Origin of the sequence: Flavobacterium faecale (assembly GCF_048320115.1) — a bacterium.
Classification (GTDB): domain Bacteria; phylum Bacteroidota; class Bacteroidia; order Flavobacteriales; family Flavobacteriaceae; genus Flavobacterium; species Flavobacterium faecale_A.
Genome location: NZ_CP182943.1, coordinates 2474884 through 2497039, shown reverse-complemented (window position 1 = coordinate 2497039; position 22156 = coordinate 2474884). Strand labels below are relative to the sequence as shown.

The window sequence follows — 22156 nt, the reverse complement described above, 5'->3', positions numbered from 1 at the left end:
TGAGTAATCTATTCAAGGATTAAAATTAATTCACTGTGATATTAGCATACAATGAATACGGCTGAAACCAACGCATATCATTAACAAAATGACCAACACCATTTTTAAAAACATAATGATAACGTCTCATTGCAACATTACCTATATCAGCTGAACTAGGTAGTGGAGAACCTACTGGATTAATATTAAGATTCTCTCTAGTAGCCCCAACTAATCTATTAATACCCATTTGAGCTTTTAGACCAGATAAACCAGTTGTAGGCACTCCATTTTCGTCAACATTGATAGCTGGTAACAATGTTGGATATACAAAAACATCAATAACTTTTGGAACAGTTAATAAAGTAACATAGTCATCAATAATATTATAAAGCAAAAAAGCTCTAAGCTGGTTTAGTTGCTCTGGTGTAAAACTATCAAAAATTGTATCAGGATTAATCCTTGAATTATCTGCAGTTGTAACACCTGTAATAACTCTCAAAGCATCTCTACTACCATTACCGGTAAAAGCATTATTATTAAGCAATAAATAGGTTCTTTTAGTAGTCGATGTTTGATTGTAATACGATTCCATGCCTAATTTTTTAATAGCGGCAATAAAAATATCTAAATTGTCACCAGTTGCATTTAAAGCATTAGTATCATTAGCATTACTACGTAATACAAAAGTATTATCAGGATCCCTTAGAGAAGTTCTAGTCTGAATAAATTCCCAAGCTGTCACATCCTTAAATGGCTCCTCTTTAATATAATCCTCAGCCTCAAACTCAAAAGGATCTTGTAAAGGTAAACTACAAGAACTACTTATTGTTACCAAAAATAAGGCAACTATTATTTTATTAATTTTTTTCATGATATATGTAATTAATTATTATTTCCAAGCAGGAATTTGTTCATATTGTCCTAGTGATTCTAAAATGTGATTATTAGAAATTGGCCACACAATACGTCCTTGTGTTATTTCTCGAACCCCTCTTTGTTGTAAAATTGGATTCATAATTTCTAAAACCTTATTATTTCTCACTAAATCCCACCAACGTTTTCCTTCGCCCATCAATTCAAATTGGCGTTCGTCCAACAAATAATTAATTTGTTGATCTTTGGTCGTTCCAAATTCTGCAACAATTACTGCAGGTAATTTACGCGCAGTTCTAAGCTCATTAATTAAATTTAGAGCCAAAGTTGGCTGATCTGTCTTTATATAAGCTTCGGCTAACAATAAGTTCATATCCGCTAAACGATACATTACAACATCCGTACGGTCTAAATTATTTACAAAACCAGATCTTTCTTTATTCCATTTGTGCAATCTAGCATCTCCAATAGCTGCAGTTCCTAAACCTAAAGCAGTAGTATTTGTAGGTACCGCTCTATTATTTAAAAATGTTCCAATAGAAGATTGAAAAAGACCAGTCTCTCTAGTTGAAAAAAGTCTCCAATCACCATAAAAATAACGAGGATTAGTCGCATTAGTAGGATCTGCAGCAATAGCAGGAGTAACACCAGGGTACTTTGCATCCCATGCAGCTGCATCATTTGGAAATCTTTCAATCCATTTGTCCTCTACCGCTCTACGAATAACCATTATTTTAGCTCCACCTGTCCATGCAATAAAATGTCTAGAAGCCGTTGGGTCAGCATCTTGATAACCAATAGAAAAAATAAGCTCTGGTCCTTTTTGAATTTTTTGGCCGTTAGGATAAAGTGGATTAACTGGTTGATTTAAGAACATATCTTGCCATTCTGAAGGAGAATTAGCTAAACGATAGGCTGCATTAGCCTTGATTTTTAATAGAATTGGAATAGCTAAATCTTCTCTTTTTTGCCACATATACACCTCTGCTTGGTGTGCTAAAACACTCGTCAATGAAAAATTAAAAGACGAAGGAGTAGCTGAAATTGATTTTTCGGCGGTTAACATATCTGGAATAACCACCTCATTCATTATTTTATCAAAAGAGGATAAGGGTTTGTATGCATCACTAGCAGTTTTTATTGGCTCTAATAAAAGTGGCACATTTCCCCAAATTCTAATCAAATCAAAATATACTTTAGACCTAATAGCATAAGCCTGAGCAATTGTATTTTTATCTGCTCCAGGAAGTTTTTCGCCAGATATAATAATTCTATTGGCTCTATCTATTACTCTGTAAAAGTCTCTCCAACTCAGTTCTGAAATATTTTCAGTCATCGTACTGTTTTGTATAGAAGCCCTTACAACGTTATTTCCAGCAATATCATAACTATCGGTTCTATACTCACCAAATACAAAATTTGCTTCATTATAGGCCGATTGCATAGCGTCATAAACACCCAACAAACTAGCATCTAACTCAGCTGGTGTTCTATTAAAATCAGCAACAAAACTCTCTGGCTGTACGTCTAATACATCATCACAGGAGTAAACTATTGATAGTGTTGCAAAAGCAGCAGCAAACACTATACTTTTATATATTTTCATAATATTAAAATTAAAATTGAACATTTATAGTAAGCAATACCTCACGGCTGTTTGGATATCTAAGGTTGTCCACACTTGGCTGTAAAACACTTCCTCTGGTACCAAACTCAGGGTTGTATCCAGAGTATTTTGTCCAAGTTAAAAGACTATTTGCTTGTAAACTTAAATTAAAACCTGTCAAACCAATTTTCATTGAATCTAGAGCATCCTTAGAAAAAGCATATCCTAATTTGATATAACGCCATCTAATAAAACTACCATCTTCTACATATTGACTATTTGCAGTACTAGTAGAGTAATCAAATCTGTTTTGCACAGTTTCAGATGCAGGTCCAATTTTAGGGTAAAGAGTCACATCACCTTGCTTTGTCCATCTATATTCCAAACGGTTAGGACTTGCTGTTCTTGTATTAGCACTAAAAGAATTACGGAGATGATCATATTGTCTGTAAATTTCGTTATTCAAACTGTAATCAAAAAGAACCCCCATAGTCCAGTTTTTGTATTTAATATCTGTAGTAAAACCACCATAAGTAGTAGGTAAACCATTCCCTAAAATTTGAATATCATCCGAATCAATCTTAGCATTATTATCTTTATCATCCCAAATATAATCTCCTCCCTTTAATGGAACTCCTAAATAAGTTAATTGTCTTATATCACCATCAGCACTTTGAGAGTACGTTTGACCATTAGCCTTTGTATAAGAACCTAAAAACAACCCGTTATTGTCAAAATTAGGATTTAAACGCTCACCATTTGAAAGATAGGCATTAGACTCATCCCATTGAAAAACACCATAATTTTTATACCCTCTAAAATTACCAATTGGTTGCCCTTCTTCAATTTGGGAAACTCCTGAAATAATAGGTGTATCTAAATCTGTTACTACATTTTTCAAGAAACCTATATTAAAGCCTGCTTTTAAAGAGAAATCTTTAGCCTTTAAAACAGTACCATCTATAGATAAATCAATACCTCGATTTCTGATCGATCCAGCATTTATTCTAGAAGTAGAAAAACCAGACTCTTCTGGTAATTGCAGATTTAACAACAAATCTTTAGTTTCCCTTTGCCAAACATCTGCAGTAAAATTTAAACGTCTTTTAAACATAGACAAATCAAAACCTAGATTAGTAGAGATCGTTTCTTCCCATTTAATTGCAGGGTTACCCACAGTAGTTGGTGCATAACCAGTAGTTCCATTGTAGATCGCACCTGGTTCATATGAATCTGAAAATTCGAAATCATTAATTCTATCATTTCCAACAATACCGTAACTAGCTCTAAATTTCAGATCATTAATTGTTTTAACATTTTTTAAGAAATTTTCTTTACTAACTCTCCACCCAACAGATGCGGAAGGAAAATAACCATACCTATTATCAGGTCCAAATTTCGAAGAACCATCTCTACGAATGGTTGCACCTACTAAATATTTGCTATTAAAATCATAACTAAAACCTGAAAAAAGAGAAAATTGTGATCTATCTATATTGCCTGTATTGTTTAACGGAACAAGAAAATCTAGATTAGCATTATTAAAAGTCGGTATTAAATCATCGGCCAAGCGAGTATTAAAACCTATACGTTCTATTCTACCTTTTTGTATTTGCATACCTGCAAAAACTCCCAAACTATGTTTACCAAATTTTTTATTAAAGTTAAAAACATTGTCTTGTTGAATGTTATTATCAAATGTAAGATTTTCTGTGGCAGTAGTAAAACCTGTACCTGCATTACCCAATATTGAAGGGACAAACTCTTCTCCTTTTGTAATATCTCCATTGATACCCAGAGTAGATTTAAAAGACAAACTAGGCGTAATATTATATTGAAAATAACTAAAAACATTTATTCTATAACGCTCTGAATTTATTCTACGAAACAATAATTGTTGCAATGGATTACCTGTACCCGCAGCATTTGCTGTTGGCAAAATTGAACCGTCGTTATCAAAAATTGCAGCATAAGGTATACGCCCAATTGCATTTGCTAAAACCTGACTAGAATTGATACCATTTGTTTCTTCAAAAGTAAGACCTACAACAGTACCTAAACTTACTTTTTTTGATGGTACTACATCAACTTTTAATCTGGTGCTTACTCTTCTAAAATCGCTATTTAAAACAATTCCATCTTGTTGTTGAAAACCAGTACTCCAGTTATATGTTGCCTTGTCAGTTCCACCACTTACCGCTAGATTAATTTGATTTCTTAAAGCCACACGAGATATTAACTCTTGGGTATTTATATTGCTTCTGAATCCTGTACTCAATGAATCTACCATAGTTGGACCATTTGGAGCCAGAAAACGATCTTGTAAAACACGTTGGCGAGCTGTTGCAACAGTTACCTGACCTAGTAAAGAACTCATACCAGTTACACTAGATATTGCAATTTTTGCTTTGCCTTTTTTCCCGCTTACAGTAGTAATAACCACAACACCATTAGCACCTTGAGCACCATAAGGAGCTGTTGAAGCACCGTCTTTTAATACCTCAAAATTTTCTATATCATTAGGATTTAGATTATCAATATTGAAGGTTTGCTGCCCGTCAACAACATACAAAGGACTTGTTGAACCATTTAAGGTACCCACACCCCTAATTCTTATATCAAATCCTTCCCCAGGACCATTATTGGAAGTAACCAGAACACCAGCTACTTTACCTTGAACCCCTTGTAAAACATCCACAGGAGCAGCTTGTAAAATAGATTCTGCCTTAACACTTGAGGTCGAACCTATAACTTTTTCTCTTTCAAACTTTTGATACCCAATAACCACTACGTCTTCAAGAATGTTTTGAGATTCTTTCAAACTTACAGTGATATTAGAACCAGGAACAACGCCCAAAGTCACAGATTGAAATCCTAAATAAGAAAACTCTAATTTCTTTTGACCTGGCTTTAAAATTATTGCAAATTTTCCATCCATGTCAGTAGCAACTCCATTTGTTGTTCCTACTTGTTTCACATTTACACCCGGGAGTGAAATGCCTTCAGCGTCTCTAACAGTCCCTGAAATTCTGTCTTGTGCATTCAATACTGAAAAACTGGTTAACACCAGCATTAGCATTAACGCAAATCCCGAAACTACTCTCTGTTTCTTCATTTTTTGTTTCATAATTGGTTTAGTTTTAACATATAAATTGGTTCAATCGTTATATATAATTTGACTTCAGATTTATCAAAAGATATAACGAACAATTTTACAACTAATAAAAATCTCTTCTGTTCTGGTCTGTTAGGTACAGTGTTATTTTTTTAAAAACACCCTATTATTAAAATAATAAAGACTACAAAAAAACCAATTTAATGAATAAACTACCGTAAATTTGAATTACATTTTTCTTGAAAACAACCATTAAAATACAACTTTTTACAAAAAAAATAGATACAAAAAGTAAAAAAACTATAGTAACAATGACTCTAAAGAGGTTTTTACGCTAAACTGATACAAATAAAATATTGTTATTCATAAGCATACCTAAAACAATGTTTGTTCCAAACAGAACCTGTATCATCAAGCCTTATCCCGTTTAAAAAAAAATAGTAGCTTAAAATTATTAAAGAACCAAAAGTTCACAATATATCAAATTAGCTCCTCTTAAAGTCTCAGCACTTAAGAATATTACCTAAAATTAAACTAATATAAATATTAAATCTTTAAAACACACACCACAAATACTAAAATAACATTAATGGCTATTCAATTACAAAACCGAAATTTCATAAAACTTTAAAGTTCGATATCGCCTTACTAAAAAAAAGACAGCTACCTAGATTACAAAATCTAGATAGCTGTTCTTAACATATTCCAAAAAGTTAAATCTATTATTCGATTTATTTAGAATTATAATAATATTAATTTAATATAATATTAAATTCCTCGAATTTAACATCTCTATCTCTTATTACTAAAGTATCTTTAACGGCATGAGTTTCATTATTAACTGCATCTGTATATTGATAATCTAAATAAATTACATCACGTTTTTTACCTCCCCATTCATCACCATTATCAACGAATCGTCCTGTACCAGAGACACTATGGGTGTCGCTACCAAAACTAGAAACCGTACACGTATTATTACTATTAAATGTCAGTTCAATATTTACGTCTCCAGGGCTTGAAAGAGCTCCTCTACGTACACGATTTACATATTTGACTTTATTTCTACCGGTTGTTATTAAATCAACTAACTCATCTCTTTCAACAAATTCTGCTTTATAAGATGATGTAGTAACCACTCCGGAATTGTTTGTCATAACATCTTCTCCTCGACGTAAATATTTACCTTGATACTTGTTCATGAATTTTATCCCGAAAATTGTAAAATCTTTAGGTAAAGGATTCCAATCACTAGACCTTACCTTAATAGGATTAGGCACTAAAGGCACTCCTGTTAAAACGGAATCAATTCCCACCTTGGTAGTGATTCTTAAAGGAATTACGTAATTTACCGAACCAAATTCTGCAAAAGATAGTGGATCGTCAAAAAATGCATCTTCAAGTTGTATAGTAACACGTCCGTTAGTAGAACCCGCTGGAATTATTATTGGGCTCTGTTGTAGAAATTTATAATAAGCTGCTGGCAATATTTTTACATTAACATCCGATAATCCTAACGCAGCTGGGTCAATCAACTCTGGTGCCAATTCAAAACTAACAACTCTATCACTCTTATTTTCAAAGACACCTGACATCAAAACACCAATTTCAAACCGACCATTATTATCGTTATCGTTAAACCCTAAGTCATAGTCACCCAAAACCAAAGTTCTAACTGGAAATTGATATGGAAAAAAGACTGAGGTCGAGCCAAAATCAGCAACTTCCGTATCTTGATTTTCACAAGCCACTAGACTAAAAACTAAGGCTATTATTAATACTATTTTTATTTTCATGGTAAATATTTTTTAAGTTCTATTAAAAAGTACGCTCGCCCTACCAACCAGCGTTTTGTTCAAGATTTGGAAACTTTAAAGTTTCATCATTAGGAATTGGCATATAGGTAGCATATGATGGATAATTTCTTCCTTCTACAGTTGGAATCTCAATATAATCAGTTCCATTGAAGAAAAGACCTCTTGCCACCTCGTTTAAAGATACTCCCCATCTTCTTAAATCCCAAAATCTGTGCCCTTCAAAACTCAATTCTAAACGTCTCTCATTTCTAATAAGTTCACGCATTGCTACTTTTGTTGAAATCGATGTCAAGTAATTATCAGGCTGACCAAGTCCCGCTCTTTTTCTGATTGCACTTATAACTTGACGTGGTGTCATACCATTCACAGCATAATCTGGACCACCAACTTCATTAGCTGCCTCGGCAAAAATTAGGAATAACTCCGTATATCTAAAATACACATCGTAACGTCTTTGATTAACTGTAGAACCATCATCATTAAGCCTTACGTCTGGTCGTAACAATTTTTTTAAGTAATATCCTGTTCTTGTTGAAAATTGCGGAATAGAATCTAATCTATCAATTTTACCTCCAACACCAGTTTTGATTGTCTTACCTCCAAAAGAAGATCCATTAACAACAACAAATCTATTTAACCTTGGGTCTCTATTTGCATATGGGGCTTGCGGATTGTATCCATTCGCAGTTGTTGCAGGAAAACCATTTAACATAGGAAATGCATCTACAAAATTCTGTGTTGGATTTATTTCCCCTCTACCATTTACAGAAGGAGGAAACATGCGTCGCTCAATGCTCGAACTTGTCCCCTGTATAGTACCTCTCCAAATCATCTCACCACTTTTGGTTTCATCGTAGGCAACATAATAGTCAACTCCATTAGCTGCCAAACCAGAAACACCTCCAATAGTGTTTAATAATGCACTCGCGTCTGTTGCAGCCTTTTCGTAATAGCCTTGACCATTTAAAAAAGAAGGACTAGCCGCAAAAAGAGCTACACGAGCTTTTAGTGCTTTTGCAATTCTTCCTGACATACGTAAATTATAACGATTACCATTAACTACTTTGTATTTATTAAAATCAAAGTTTTGATAAATTGGATCTACATTAGCCTGAACTTCAGCATAATCTGTTGGCAACAAGGTGAGTGCCTCATCAAAATCCGCCATAATCCTTTGAATCGTAGCCTCGAATGATAAACGAGGGATATTAAAATTACCATCAGCAGCAATAAAATCTGTAATGTAAGGAACCCCCAATAATTCACCAGAAGTACCTACACCAGCATGTGCTTGCAATATGTAAAAATGATGCAGAGCACGTAGCGCAAAGCTTCCCCTTTCATACGAAGGTAGAACATTTCATTTATCTCGGCATCTTTACTCCATACTATTTTACGAGCTTCAATTACCTTTAAAAATTGATTTAACCATAATACATTTTCATAATTATTCCAGCGCTGAAGCAGGATTAAACTGCGCAGCCAATTCGCCAGTCGCCATTCTCCTATCGCCGTTATTTAATATATTACTTACGGCATCATCGGTAGCAGCTTCATTAAAGGTATACTGATTCTCCAAACGAGCGTAACCATTTAACAACAGGCCTTCGGCAGAAGCTGGATCGGTACTCACAAATTCAAAGTCTAATCTATTTTCATCGATAGGCTCCAAGAAATCCTGACAGGAAGTCATAACAGCAAATACCGATATAATTGATAAATATTTTATTATTTTTTTCATTTTATCTCTTTAAATTTATATTTTAATTAAAATGACACTCTTACACCAAATGTATAAGAACGAGCTAAGGGATTACCACCAACATTTAGCTGACGAATATCTCTATTTTTAGCTACTTCAGCAAGGTTGGTACCTTGAAAATTCAAACTAAAGTTTTCTACGCCTAATTTATCACATAAAGCATCAGTAAACTCGTAAGTTAATTGTGCACGACTAATTTGAAAGAAACTGTTATCATACAACCAGAATGATGATGTTCTAAAGTTATTTTGATTCTCTTTTGAAGATAACCTTGGGAAAGTTGCAGTATTAGCAGTTTGAGGTGTCCAGCGTCCTAATACCTCTTCAGAATATTTATCCGCCCCATTTGGGCTATAATAATTACTAAAACCAGTTAACTTATTACCATCTCCTCCTGTCTGCCCAGTACCTAATACAAATAAATTAAATCTTTTATATTTTAAATTAACATTAACTCCATAATTCCATGGACTTGCATTCTGTCCAATAGCAACTTGATCATTTAAATCAATAACGTTATCTCCATTTTGATCAGCATATCTGATATCTCCTGGTTTCACAGCACCTCCAAAACTCTGATCTGGTAAATTACTATTTAGCACTAAATCTCCTGCTGTGTCAGTAGTAAAATCAGATTCTTTATAAAAACCTAAGTCTTGAAAACCAAAGATTGTAGAAACTTCCCTACCTAGTCTATTTTGATAATCAAACTCGTTTGTTTCAGATCGTTTTGAGGCTTCTGTTTGCGTGTATAAAACATTCGCTCCAAGACCTATAGAAAAATCATTAAACGTTTTATTGAAATTTAAACCTAATTCAAAACCTTTAGTTAAATTGGCATTAAAATTATTTCTTGGTCGAAACGTATTATAATATGATGGATATTGATCGGCTAAAAAAACCAATTGTTTGTCGATTTCCGTTGTAAAATAATTAGCCTCTAACCAAAGCGAATTCATTAAATATGTTTCAAAACCTAAGTTTAAGTCAATACGTTCCTCAAAACCTAAATTTGGATTCGCACCTTGCGAAATATTCTGTCTTCTATTGGAGTATATTCCATCAGCCCAAGTAAAGTTTGATCCATCGGAATAATTTTCATCATATAAATAATAACCATCAATCCCACTGTCAGTTTTAATAATTCCTCCTGTAGCCTTTAGTTTCAAATAATTAACAAAATTACTTTCTTTTAGAAAAGGTTCTTCACTTAAAACATATCCTAGACCTACTGTTGGTGATAAACCACCTCTGTTTCCTTCTGGTAATTTTATAGAGTGTATATAAGCTCCAGAAAAATCAGCATATAACTTTTTCTTGTAATCATAAGTCATCTGAAATCCTAAGTGCGCATCTTTATTTGTTTGTAGAGTACCAGCTTCTTTTTGAGAATTAAAATAACCCAAAAAAGTTGTATTTATAGAATGATTGGAGGCAAACGTATTTTGATAATTTATCAATCCATACATACCTACTCTAGAGGAAAATCCATTAGATGAATTAGATTCCTTTAAATCCCTTTTATCCTGACCAAAACTTTGCAAACCAGTTACTTTACCATCTTGTATACCTGTTATGGCATAAGCCCTATATTCATTTTGTATAGATGTGGTATAACCCTCGTAAAAGTCAAAACTTAAATAGCTTTTTGCTGTTAAACCTTTTGTAATTCTAGAAAGATCAAAATTTATGGCATTATTGAATTGGGTTACACGAAAAACATTCTCTTGGTAGCCACCAGCAATAGAACGTGCTATAGGCGTATTAACACCAATTTGTTGTGCAGTTCCTAATAAATTCCCATTAAAAACTGTAGCACCAGCTAACAAAGACTGAAGCTCAGGATTACCCGTTGCATCAATACTACTTATAGGTATTAATGGCGCATAATCAAAAGGTAGAAAGGTAGTACCTGAAGATAATAGATTCGCCCTAGCACTTTTAGAGTTATTAAATATTGCCACACCATCAATACTACTTGTAATCCAATCATTAACCTTAAAATCTATATTACCTCTTACATTAAAACGGTTATTAGCAGCATTAATGTCATCGTTAATATTAACCCAATCCTCTAAATAATTCCATCCAACATTAACATAATACTGTGATTTATCATTACCACCTGAAAATTCAGAAGTTATAGTGTTTGTACTTACCAAAGGTTGTACAAAATCATATAAATCAACATCTGGAAACTCGATAGGATTTAAGCCCTCTCTTGTCTTTTGAATTTTGTCTTGAGAAAAACCAACCACATTCAAGTCGAGACCATCATTTACAAAAGATTCATTACGAAGTTCCATAAAGGTGGCCGCATCTAAATAATTAGGCAATGCCACTGGCGTTCTAAAACCAGAACGCACATTGACATTCACTTCTTTCTTATTTATTTTACCACGTTTCGTATTAATAACAATCACTCCATTTTGTGCTTGACTACCATATAGAGCCACAGCATTCGCATCTTTCAGTACAGTGATTTGATCTACCTCTTCCATGTTTAAAACATTTGGATCACGTCCAAAAACACCATCAATTACAAAAAGAGCATTTCCTAAACCCCTAATATTAGACGAGCCTCTTACCCCCACAGTTAAACCATTAATATAATCTCTTACCCATTGAGTATTATCATAGACTAATCTATCACTAGTATTTGTTGACGATACTGCACCTACGATATCACGTCTATTTTTAACCACAACGCCCATATTTATTTTGTCATCTTCCGTTGCTAAAAAGTCAGATTTCTTTAGAGTGATGTTACCTGTCAAATCCGAAAGGGTAGACAATTTAATTATTTGTGATTCATATCCCTTTTTCTCGATAACTACAGTTTCTTCATTCGATAAGGCTATTTGAAATAGTCCTTTACTATTTGTTGAGGACTTAACACCATTTGGACCATAAATATAAACACCTGATAGGGGGTTTCCTTGTTCATCAACTATAGTTGCAGATTTTTTCACACCTGCTGTTTGAGCCGTTATCATACTGGAAAAGCATAACATGGTAAAGCACATGAGAGCATACAACCTATTTAATTTATTTATCTTCATTTTTTTTTATTTAATATTTAGTATTAATTAAAACAAATCTGTTCAAACCTTACCAGCCTGGGTTTTGTGGGAAACCGCTATAAAACTGTGTTTGATTCACTTCAAAAGGTAACCAATAATGTTTTGGGTATTCACATACTCTCTCAACCAATGTCACTTCTTCAAAAAATGTCCAATTTTTATCAAAATTTAATGCTGTTTTAACTTTGTATTTAGGTAGATGAGCAACACCCCATCGACGTATATCCATCCATCTATGACCCTCATAAGACAACTCAACAGCTCTTTCTCTTCTCAATTCATCCATAAATTTATTATTATCTGAAACAATAGAAGCGTTAACATTTGGAATACCTGCTCTGGTTCTTAAAGTATTAATTGCCTGTTCTGCTGTTAAAGAAAAACCAGCAGATGCTGTTTTTGGACCTTTTGCCACATGAAGCGCTTCAGCATACATTAAGTACACATCGGTTAATCTCATGTGTATACGCATACCGTTAAATCTCCTAATAATATTGTTTCCTACTTGCACATGATACTCACCATTAATTTCTGGATAAAATTTCTTAAACATATACCCAGTTTCATTGTCGGTCGAAACCTTACGGTGTATACCACTCTTACCAGCTGCATCTGTTGAATATAACTGAGCGAATTTATTATTCGCTGGCACACTTCCTCTATCAGCAATCTCATCGCGATCAGCAAATATCCATGCATAAAAACGAGGGTCACGATTGTCAAAAGGCCTAAGCGGATTATACAATGGTGCGCCATACGCACCGCTAAGATCGTCTTCAATAGATAAACCGTTTGACATTCCGAAATTATTATGTATAAAATTATGAGTTGCACTTGCGTTACCTGAATTAGATTGACCAATTGGTCTAGGAATTCCAGCTGCCATAAAAGCAATTTGGGAACCTACATGGGATCCAGCAGCACCAGCAAATATTAATTCTTTAGCATTAGGTTCTAATCCAGGCCAAACATTATTCGACTTAGTTTTCCATAGCACAGTCTTATAGTCTTCCATATTTTTGGCTAAAGAATATTCACCAGCTTGCTCTAGCTTAAGCACTTCTGCAAAAGCTTCAGCTGCCATGCCTGCAAGTTCTTTGTCATAAGTATAGGTATCAATACCAGGCTCATTATTAAAATGCATTAAAGGGCTGGCTGCAAAAAGCAAGTTTTTACCTTGAAATGCGTAAGCAACCCCTTTGGTTAATCTACCTGCATTGTCCCCTAAGGTTCTTTGTCCATAAGGTTGAGAATCCCAGTTCACTGGTAATAATTCTATAGCCTTTTTGTAATCTTCGTTAATTGATAATGCGACCTCTTTGTAAGTTTCTGGACGTGGAGTAGTAACAGCACCTGAATACACTTCTTTGATATGTGGGAAACGACCCCAAAACTTCATAATTTCGTTATGAAAGAAAGCTCTAAAAAAGTAAGCTTGACCAAGAATAACATTCTTTTCTTCTTGACTTAAACCGACCATTAAAGCTTCATTTGCAATCACCAGATTTGCCTTACGAATACCCAGCATACTACCTCTCCAAACATGGGGTCTTTTTCTTGCTTCATCATCACTAGTATTCCCGACTTGACCTTGGTGTGTATCTTTACCAAGATAATTGTATTTTTGACCTACCCATTGATCCAATCGCCCTTGATCTAATTGGACACTCATAAAAAAACCTGAAGATTGATTATTAAAGGCGTCATCACCTAAAATATACTCTTGGAAGGAATGACTAGCAGTACCATATTCCACCACCAAATTATACATTTCTTCTACAAAGCCTTGAGAGTTCTGAAAGTTTGAAAAAACGAGTTCAGCATCAATTTCCGATTCCGGTGCAATGTCTAAATATTCTTCGCAGGAAAACGTCATAAGTAAACCCAGAAGTAAAACTATTTTTATTTTAAAATTCTTCATTATTTTTATTTTTAAAAATCAATATTAAACCCAAAATTAAATCTTGCCATATTAGGATAATCTCCTCTTAATTGAGAATCTGCAGTTAAACTACCATTAAACTCCCTATCATCCGGTAAATCTGTCCATAAGAATAGATTATTACCATTGGCTAAAATAGTAAGTGATTTTACTCCCAATTTCTCGCATGTTTTTTTATTAACATTATAACTTAAAGCTATAGCTCTTAACCTTGTTACAGACGCATCCCAAAAGTTAGATCTTGGATCGCTATTTCCTTGTGTAAAAGAATAAGCGGGTTGTACTCGCGTGCCTGTTGGATTATCTTTAGACCAATAATCTAGCTCGTGTACAAAAAAAGTATCAGATTGATTAGAGAAAGTTCTGCTGGAATAATTTCTATTTGTATTTTGTGTACCATAAAATTGTACTGACAAGTTCCATCCTTTATATTTAGCACCAACTGTAGTCGTCCATGTATTCTGAGGACGATTAGCATAACCAAAAGGAACATTATCAAAAGACGCATTATATACACCATCACCATCATAGTCAAGTTGATCATAATATCCTGTACGGATAAAACTCTGTCCATTAACTCTTGGTGTTGAACTGTATAAATCATCTAAACTTGCCAAGATGTTTCCAGGAATTGGAGATCTTGGTTGACCAATAGGATATCCAGCGTCTTTTTGATAGAAAGGAGTAAATTCAGGATCTTCTCTATCAATTACTAAATCTTGAGCGTGTGAAAAATTGAAGTTACCAAAAATATTTAATCCATTTCCAAAAGTGTGATTTGCTGCTAGTACAATTTCATAACCCCTTACTTCAACTTCCCCTCTGTTAAATGGCGGAGGGCTGGCACCAAACCATTCTGGTACCGCTCTTTGACTACTTGGTATTAAAATATTACTTCTATTCTCTCCAAATATATCAAATTCTGCAGTAATTGCATTATTAAGAAATCCTATTTCTGCACCAAAATTATACTTTGTTGCGGTTTCCCATTGAAGATTTGCATTTCCTACATTATCCTCACTATAAAACACATAAGGGGAAGCATTATTTGCAGCATTTGGATTTATAAAAGCACCTCCACCAATATTCCATGTTGGCTGATATTCAAATCTTGAACCACCTGTGTCATCACCAATCAAACCGTAAGAACCTCTAAATTTTAGCTTATTCAGCCAATTTACGTCTTTCATGAAGGTTTCATTAGTAACCGTCCAACCCGCTGCGACCGCAGGAAAAAGATCAAAACGAAATCCTGGTCCGTATTTCTCAGATCCATTATACGCACCACTGATATCTAAAAAATATCTTTTGTCATAATCATAAGTAATTCTTGAAACCCAGTCTTCACGATGGATAGGGAAGTTATTAGGAACACCTCGTTTCTGACGTCTAAATAATGCCAAGGCCGTTACAGAATGTTTTTTTGCAAAAGTATTACTATAATCCAATGAAAAATCATACAAAGAATTGGAACGAATTGAATTATTTAGAATATTTTCAGATCCAACAGTCCAAGGAAATGTTCTGTAGGCAAAATCGTTAACACCGTTTGGAGAAACAATAATCGGAGTAAAAGGATCAGTAGGATTGAATATGCGGTACGTAACATTTTCTTGGGAATCAGCTCCTGGATCATTCAATTTTTGCTCACTTCTAGAGTTATTATCTATAGAAAAACGACCTTGAAACTTTAGTCCTTTTGTAATAAAATCTAATTTTTGTTTAAGTATAAAATCCGTATTTATCTGAAAATAATTTGTAGTAGTGTAACCCGTATTTGACAAAGTCACCAAAGGATTCGTGTTGGCAAAAATATCACTAAAATCCCTACCGAAAGCGCCGTCAGGATAAACAGGCAAATAGGCATTGGCTGCAAGCTCATATACAGCATTAGTTACTAAATTTAAGTTACCTGGAGATACTTGTTTTGCATAATAACCACCAAGATTTACTGAAAGCTCTGTAGAACTTGTAATATCAAAGTCAATATTATTACGAAAATTGAATCTATCATAACTAAATTCACTTGCATAACCTTTACCATTATCGAAACTTTTTCCATCAAAAATATCAGTTTCTTTTTGATAGGCTAAACTAGAAAAATATCTTGCTTTATCACTTCCTCCACGAACCGATAAATTAACACGATAGTCCTGTGCAAAATCCTTTAAAATCAAATCACTCCAGTTTGTATTAGGAAATAAAAGACGTTCTTCTTCATTTGCTGGATTACGATATTTTTCTGCAATTGCTAACGGACGAATACGATCCCAAGAATTTGGAGCATAAGCAAGTTCTCGCATAATTGAAGAGTTTGCTTGTAAAATAGCATCATAAGCATCCAGTTTTTCTGGCAATTGCGAAACAATTTTAAATGTTGTATTCGTCTGTAATGACAACTGTGCTTTTCCTTTTTTACCTCTTTTAGTTGTTATCAAAATTACTCCATTAGCACCTTGCACACCATAAACCGCCGTTGCAGAAGCATCTTTAAGTACAGAAAGGTTTTCAATGTCATTAAAATCTATATTATTAATATCTCTTTCAGCACCATCTACAAGAATTAACGGTCCCCCAGAACCATTCCAAGAGGCTCTACCACGAATAAATATCTGCATATCATTACGACCTGGAGCACCACTACCCTGAATAGCTACAAGACCTGGTATTTGACCTGCTAAAGCTTCTTCAACATTAGTAATACCCATGGTTAATTTCTGTAAATCCTCACCCTTTATCTGGCCGATTGCACCCACAACACTTTCTTTTTTCTGAGTTCCATAACCTACAACAACAACTTCATCTAAACTTGCTATATCTTCTTTTAAAGTTACATTGATAGTTTTTTGATTTTTAACAACAATTTGAACTGTTTTAAAACCTATATAGGAAAACTCTAAAATTTTTTCACCTTGTTTTAGCTCAATAGTATAATTTCCGTTAAAATCTGTTACACCACCTCCAGCAATTCCTTTTTGAATTATAGTCACGCCTGGAACTGGCATTCCACCAACATCTTTTACAACACCAGAAATTCTTTCTTGAGCTCCTGCACTAAATATTGCAAAACAGAGAAAGACTAGCATCAACGGAAATGGGAAACCCGAAACAGTTCTTTGTTTCTTAATTTTTTGTTTCATAATTGAATGTAGTTTAAATTTAAAAAATTGATTATTTAATTAGTAAAGATTACTTTTTGATAAAAAAAAATAGAATTACAAAAAGTATAGAATTGCAATTTTACAAAATATTAACAGTTCTTCTGTACTGCTCTGTACTGCGTGAAAATTATTAAATGCCGTTTTTTTAGTTGTTTTTTAAAATAAATATTCAAAAAAAAGGACTTAAAATACATAATCATCAATTTCTACCATCATTCTATTAAAATAGAAAAGAGTAAAAATTAACAGGAAATTGATATTTTAATTAACAAATTTATTTGAATTGAATTCGGAAAAGAATTCAACAATCAATAAGATTTTATCTTGCTGAATATTAATTCAAATAACTGTAAAAATCCACTTGTAAAAACACAAGGTAAGTGAATCAAATAGGCAGAAAATAAAAAACAACTAATAACATAAGTGCTATCGCAAATACCAATACGAACTCTATGAAGTTATTTTTTTTATTTTTCATAAATTAGAAATTATTACTTTAAAAAATGACGTAAAACATTTATTAAAGAAAAGACAAAATTTGTTTTTTTGTCATATTTCAAAATTACTCAAAAGAAGGGGTAAAAAAGTACCAAAAAGGCCTTCAATAATCCCAAACCCCCCAAATAAGGGGGGATAAACAAAATTTATTAATAAAATTGAATGGTTAGGACAGTGGAGAAATTACTAATAGTCATTAAACTTTTTAATGTACTCGGTAGGTGTTTTTCCGAATTTTTTGCTGAAGCATTTACTGAAGTATTTTGGATTTTTAAAACCCAATGAATAACTTATTTCAGAAACACTCAATTTCTCTTGCTCTAGAAGTTGAGCGCCCTTCATTAATCGAATGTGTTGAATAAATTCATTTGGTGTAAAATCAGTCCAAGCTTTTATCTTTTTGAATAAAACCGTTCTACTTACTCCTAATTCTTCACAGAAAAAAAGAACATCAAATTCTTCGTTTCCTATATTGGCTTCCACAATTTGAAGGGCTTTTTTGTATAATTTCTCATCTAATGAAGACAAAACTATTTCATCAGGTTGCACAATTTCAGTTGATGTCATTTTTTGTCTCAAACGAGAAATGGAATTTAATAAATTCTTTACTCGTAATTCAAATTCAGTCACATTAAAGGGTTTGCTAATGTAATCATCAGCGCCACTTTCTAAACCTTCTAATTTGAAAATCAAGGAGGATCGAGAGGTTAATAAAATTACAGGAATATGACTCGTTTTAATATCTTCCTTTATTAAAGAGCATAATTCAGTACCAGTCATCACTGGCATTATAACATCACTCACAATAAGATCTACTTGTTCTTTCTGCGCTATTTTATAGCCTACTTTACCGTTTTCGGCTTCTAATATATGGTACCTTTTTATCAATAAATCGCGCATAAATTTACGCAATTCAACATTATCCTCTACCAATAATACTGTCAACTTATCCTCTGAAGTTAAATTCTCAAGTAGGTCTTCTTCTAAGAAAACTTCTTTTTCTTCTAATTGATTTACATACTGAGAGACATCATCACTGAATTTAAAATCTTGAATAATTTCGGTGTCCGATAAATGCTTTCTTCCTAAAAGAAGTTTCACCATAAAAATAGTACCTACCTGATTCTCATTTTCTTTAATGGTTATTTCCCCTTTGTGTAAATCAACTATATTTTTCACAATAGACAATCCTATTCCTGTGCCTTTATTGTAATCATTATTTGGCTTATTATTGATTGCTACTTCAAAGAAGCGTTCAAATATTTTATCACGGTACTCTGGAGCAATCCCAACCCCAGTATCTTCAACTGAAATAAAAATTTTACGTTTTTTCTCAGTAACTCTAACCACTATTTTACCATTCTTAGGCGTGTATCTAAACGCATTTGAAATCAAATTATAAAATACCTGTTCAAGTTTATACCTGTCATAATACACTTTTATCTCTTCAGATGAAGTTTGAAAAATATAATCATAATTACCGTCTTTAGCATATTCAGAAAAAGACAAATATATTTCTCGTAAAAACTTTACTATATTCCCTTCAGCCGTTTCGAGCTTAACAATGTTGTTTTCTAATTTTCTAAAATCCATCAGTCTATTAATGAGTTGCAGTAAATGATTCGCATTACTTTCAACTACTTTCAACTTTTTATACATCAAACTGCTGCCCTTGTAATTGTCCAATATTTGATGTAAAGGCCCCAAAATTAAAGTCAATGGTGTTCTAAACTCATGAGAAATATTAGTAAAAAACTCCAATTTAGCAGCATTTAGGGCTTTGGTTTGTTCGGTTTCATTTTGCTCCAATACTAATTGATGCTTTAGTCTTTCTTTTGATTTTAAAATATTTAGCAAATAATAGAGCGCTATAAAAATCGCAATGCCATATAACACAAAAGCCCACCATGTCCTCCAGGGAGCAGGAAAAACACGTATTTGTAAACTGGTAGGTTCTTCATTTGAAATCCCATCACTATTAATTCCTTTTACCTCAAACACATAAGTACCGGGGTTCTGAATTGTATAGGATACCGAATTTTGATGTGTCTCAATCCAGTCATTGTCAAGTCCTTTTAAACGATACTGATAATGATTGCTACTAGAATTGATAAAATTTGGTATAGAAAAAGAAATACTAAAATTACCTTGTTCATAGGAAAGTTCCATTTCCTTTGTAAAAGAAATCGTCTTTGATAGCAACTGACTTTCATCATTTGCATTAATAGATTTATTTTTAATCTTAAAATCAGTAATGATAACTTGAGGGGAATAGGTATTTCTGACCAAATTATCGGCATCAAAGTAAACAGCACCTGACGGTCCTCCGAAAAAGAATTTTGATTTACTAATACTTAAACTTGCATTGTTATTAAACTGATTACTTGGCAATCCTTCTTTTCGGGTATAGTTTGCTAAAACTTTACTATTTACAGGGTTAAAATAAACAATACCCTGATTGACTGTGCTGATCCAAAAATTACCTTTTGAATCTTCAATGATACGTCTCACTCCGGTAACAGCACTTGAATTACTAATTTTTAAATCAACAGCTTGAAATTGATTCTTGACAAATTTAAAAAGCCCGTCACCTTCTGTTCCTGCCCAAATACCTCCTTTAGAATCTTCAAAAACTGAGGTTACGTTATAACCTATTTGTAATTTACTATCGTAAAAATAGTCTTTTATCCTACCTTGGGGGTCAATAACATTCAGTCCTTTAATAGTACTAACCCAAATATTAGCTTTAGAATCAACTTTTATGGATCTAACAATACCTACTAATAACCCTTTTGGTTTTGTTTCAGAGTCTATTACTTTTATGGATTTATCATTAAGGTTGTACCTAATTAATCCTTTTCCAATAGTCCCGATCAACATATTGCCATCAGCATCTTGTTTAATCACGTATACTCCTACCCCTTGCAAATAATCAAGTAAGTTAGAATATAAAGAAGTATTATTTTTTTTGGTTTCTAAATTATAGACTACAAATGCATCTTCAAAAGTTCCAATCCAAAGGTTATTATCTTCAGTTACATACAAAGACTTGATATTATCACTTAAAAGAGCTGGAAAACTCTTAGTATTAATATGTTCAATTTTTCGAGTTTTCTTATTTACTATTGATATACCGCCCCCTTCTGTTCCAAAAATTAAATCATCTTTATAAGCAATAATAGAACTAACAACCTTAAAACCTATCCCTAAGTTGCCGGGTTTTTGAGTAATAGTAATAAAATTTACATTGGATTTATCCCAAATGTCTATACCACCATTATAAGTCCCAATCCAAATAGATCCTTTTCGATCTTTAAATAAAAATTTAATAAAATCGTCACTGATAGACTCATCATCATTAATATTACTATTGAAAGTTCTTATTTTTTTATTTTTATCAACAATTAAAAGTCCACCGTAAGTTCCTATCCAAAGGACTCCTTTATCATCCAAAAGCATTTGCCTCACATTTTTATTCTTAGCTGGTAATGCATTTAAATAAGGTTTCACCGTTCCTTCCGTACTATTATACTCTAAAACCCCTTGGGTTCTAGTACCTAATAATAAACTACCAGTTGGACTTTCAATTATATCAAGAATATTAAATTTTTCGGTGCCTTTTATTGTTTTAAACTGGTATCCTTTAATTGATTTATGAACGAGTTGCTTTAAACCGTTCTTAGTGCCTATAAAAACATTTCCTTTTTTATTTTCGAAAATGGAAAATATAAAACCTTCATCAGATACTGACTTAAAGGAGTCCTTAGTTCTATCATAAATTGAAATTCCTGAAGGAGTACCTACCCATAAATCTTTATTGGATAACTCTTTAATTGCCCAAATTGTATTCCCTCTAAGTGACAATTTTTCTTCATCACTAAAATAATGCTTAAAAGAATCCTTTTTAGGATTGTACTTGTTTAAACCTGTGGCGGTTCCAACCCAAATATAGCCTTCACTATCTTGTTCTAAACAAAGAACATCACTATTGCTAATAGATTGAGGATTGGTTCGATTGTGTCTATAGGTGGTAAATTTAGAGCCATCATATTTATTCAAACCATCTCTGGTTCCAATCCACATTTGACCTAAATCATCTTGAATAATTGTTATTGCAGAATTTTGAGACAAACCATCTGCTGTAGATAAATGCTTGAATTTATAGATTCCAGTTTGTGCATATCCAGTCCAAATGAAGCTGAAAATACAAATTAAAAAAAACAACTTTCGCATTAATTCGGTGCTAAAATTTAAACATAAACAAAGTAAGAAACATAAAGATGCTAAGGTATATATTAATTTTAAAAAAATACTATT

10 protein-coding genes and 1 pseudogene are annotated in these 22156 nt (G+C 33.1%); all 11 read right to left on the bottom strand.

Annotation, left to right across the window (positions count from 1 at the left end; translation table 11 throughout):
* Positions 1 to 25 precede the first annotated feature (25 nt).
* The 11 genes and pseudogenes from ACNH59_RS10420 to ACNH59_RS10370 all read right to left on the bottom strand — a co-directional run bounded on the left by ACNH59_RS10420 (position 26) and on the right by ACNH59_RS10370 (position 22072).
* Positions 26 to 853, bottom strand: coding sequence for a hypothetical protein (locus ACNH59_RS10420; protein ID WP_418262484.1), 828 nt, complete (start codon positions 851 to 853; stop codon positions 26 to 28).
* A gap of 18 nt (positions 854 to 871) precedes the next feature.
* A complete protein-coding gene (locus ACNH59_RS10415; protein ID WP_418262483.1) occupies positions 872 to 2461 on the bottom strand; it encodes a RagB/SusD family nutrient uptake outer membrane protein in 1590 nt (529 codons plus the stop codon).
* A gap of 10 nt (positions 2462 to 2471) precedes the next feature.
* Positions 2472 to 5576 carry a SusC/RagA family TonB-linked outer membrane protein gene (locus ACNH59_RS10410; RefSeq protein ID WP_418262482.1) on the bottom strand — a complete coding sequence of 1035 codons (3105 nt, stop codon included), beginning with the start codon at positions 5574 to 5576 and terminating at the stop codon, positions 2472 to 2474.
* Between the two features lie 752 nt (positions 5577 to 6328).
* Complete coding sequence (locus ACNH59_RS10405) at positions 6329 to 7372, bottom strand: DUF5627 domain-containing protein (RefSeq protein WP_418262481.1); 1044 nt, start codon at positions 7370 to 7372, stop codon at positions 6329 to 6331.
* A 40-nt stretch (positions 7373 to 7412) separates the two neighbouring features.
* The gene (locus tag ACNH59_RS10400; RefSeq protein ID WP_418264889.1) at positions 7413 to 8426 is read right to left on the bottom strand and encodes a RagB/SusD family nutrient uptake outer membrane protein; all 1014 of its coding nucleotides are present in this window, start codon (positions 8424 to 8426) and stop codon (positions 7413 to 7415) included.
* Between the two features lie 96 nt (positions 8427 to 8522).
* Positions 8523 to 8711: pseudogene (locus tag ACNH59_RS10395) on the bottom strand (RagB/SusD family nutrient uptake outer membrane protein); the annotation flags it as partial.
* 129 nt (positions 8712 to 8840) lie between these two features.
* Positions 8841 to 9086: a hypothetical protein gene (locus ACNH59_RS10390; protein WP_418262480.1), complete on the bottom strand. Its 246-nt coding sequence runs from the start codon at positions 9084 to 9086 to the stop codon at positions 8841 to 8843.
* A 74-nt stretch (positions 9087 to 9160) separates the two neighbouring features.
* The gene (locus ACNH59_RS10385) at positions 9161 to 12217 is read right to left on the bottom strand and encodes a SusC/RagA family TonB-linked outer membrane protein (RefSeq protein ID WP_418262479.1); all 3057 of its coding nucleotides are present in this window, start codon (positions 12215 to 12217) and stop codon (positions 9161 to 9163) included.
* A 49-nt stretch (positions 12218 to 12266) separates the two neighbouring features.
* On the bottom strand, positions 12267 to 14114 hold the full coding sequence (locus ACNH59_RS10380; protein ID WP_418262478.1) for a RagB/SusD family nutrient uptake outer membrane protein: 1848 nt from the start codon (positions 14112 to 14114) through the stop codon (positions 12267 to 12269).
* A 56-nt stretch (positions 14115 to 14170) separates the two neighbouring features.
* Positions 14171 to 17320: a SusC/RagA family TonB-linked outer membrane protein gene (locus tag ACNH59_RS10375; protein ID WP_418262477.1), complete on the bottom strand. Its 3150-nt coding sequence runs from the start codon at positions 17318 to 17320 to the stop codon at positions 14171 to 14173.
* 705 nt (positions 17321 to 18025) lie between these two features.
* Positions 18026 to 22072: a hybrid sensor histidine kinase/response regulator transcription factor gene (locus ACNH59_RS10370; RefSeq protein WP_418262476.1), complete on the bottom strand. Its 4047-nt coding sequence runs from the start codon at positions 22070 to 22072 to the stop codon at positions 18026 to 18028.
* Between the last annotated feature and the right edge of the window lie 84 nt (positions 22073 to 22156).

Excerpts from the sequence above, each read along its gene's own strand:
- ACNH59_RS10420 (WP_418262484.1), bottom strand. The coding sequence starts at position 853 with ATGAAAAAAATTAATAAAATAATAGTTGCCTTATTTTTGGTAACAATA.
- ACNH59_RS10415 (WP_418262483.1), bottom strand. The coding sequence starts at position 2,461 with ATGAAAATATATAAAAGTATAGTGTTTGCTGCTGCTTTTGCAACACTA.
- ACNH59_RS10410 (WP_418262482.1), bottom strand. The coding sequence starts at position 5,576 with ATGAAGAAACAGAGAGTAGTTTCGGGATTTGCGTTAATGCTAATGCTG.
- ACNH59_RS10405 (WP_418262481.1), bottom strand. The coding sequence starts at position 7,372 with ATGAAAATAAAAATAGTATTAATAATAGCCTTAGTTTTTAGTCTAGTG.
- ACNH59_RS10400 (WP_418264889.1), bottom strand. The coding sequence starts at position 8,426 with ATGTCAGGAAGAATTGCAAAAGCACTAAAAGCTCGTGTAGCTCTTTTT.
- ACNH59_RS10390 (WP_418262480.1), bottom strand. The coding sequence starts at position 9,086 with ATGACTTCCTGTCAGGATTTCTTGGAGCCTATCGATGAAAATAGATTA.
- ACNH59_RS10385 (WP_418262479.1), bottom strand. The coding sequence starts at position 12,217 with ATGAAGATAAATAAATTAAATAGGTTGTATGCTCTCATGTGCTTTACC.
- ACNH59_RS10380 (WP_418262478.1), bottom strand. The coding sequence starts at position 14,114 with ATGACGTTTTCCTGCGAAGAATATTTAGACATTGCACCGGAATCGGAA.
- ACNH59_RS10375 (WP_418262477.1), bottom strand. The coding sequence starts at position 17,320 with ATGAAACAAAAAATTAAGAAACAAAGAACTGTTTCGGGTTTCCCATTT.
- ACNH59_RS10370 (WP_418262476.1), bottom strand. The coding sequence starts at position 22,072 with ATGCGAAAGTTGTTTTTTTTAATTTGTATTTTCAGCTTCATTTGGACT.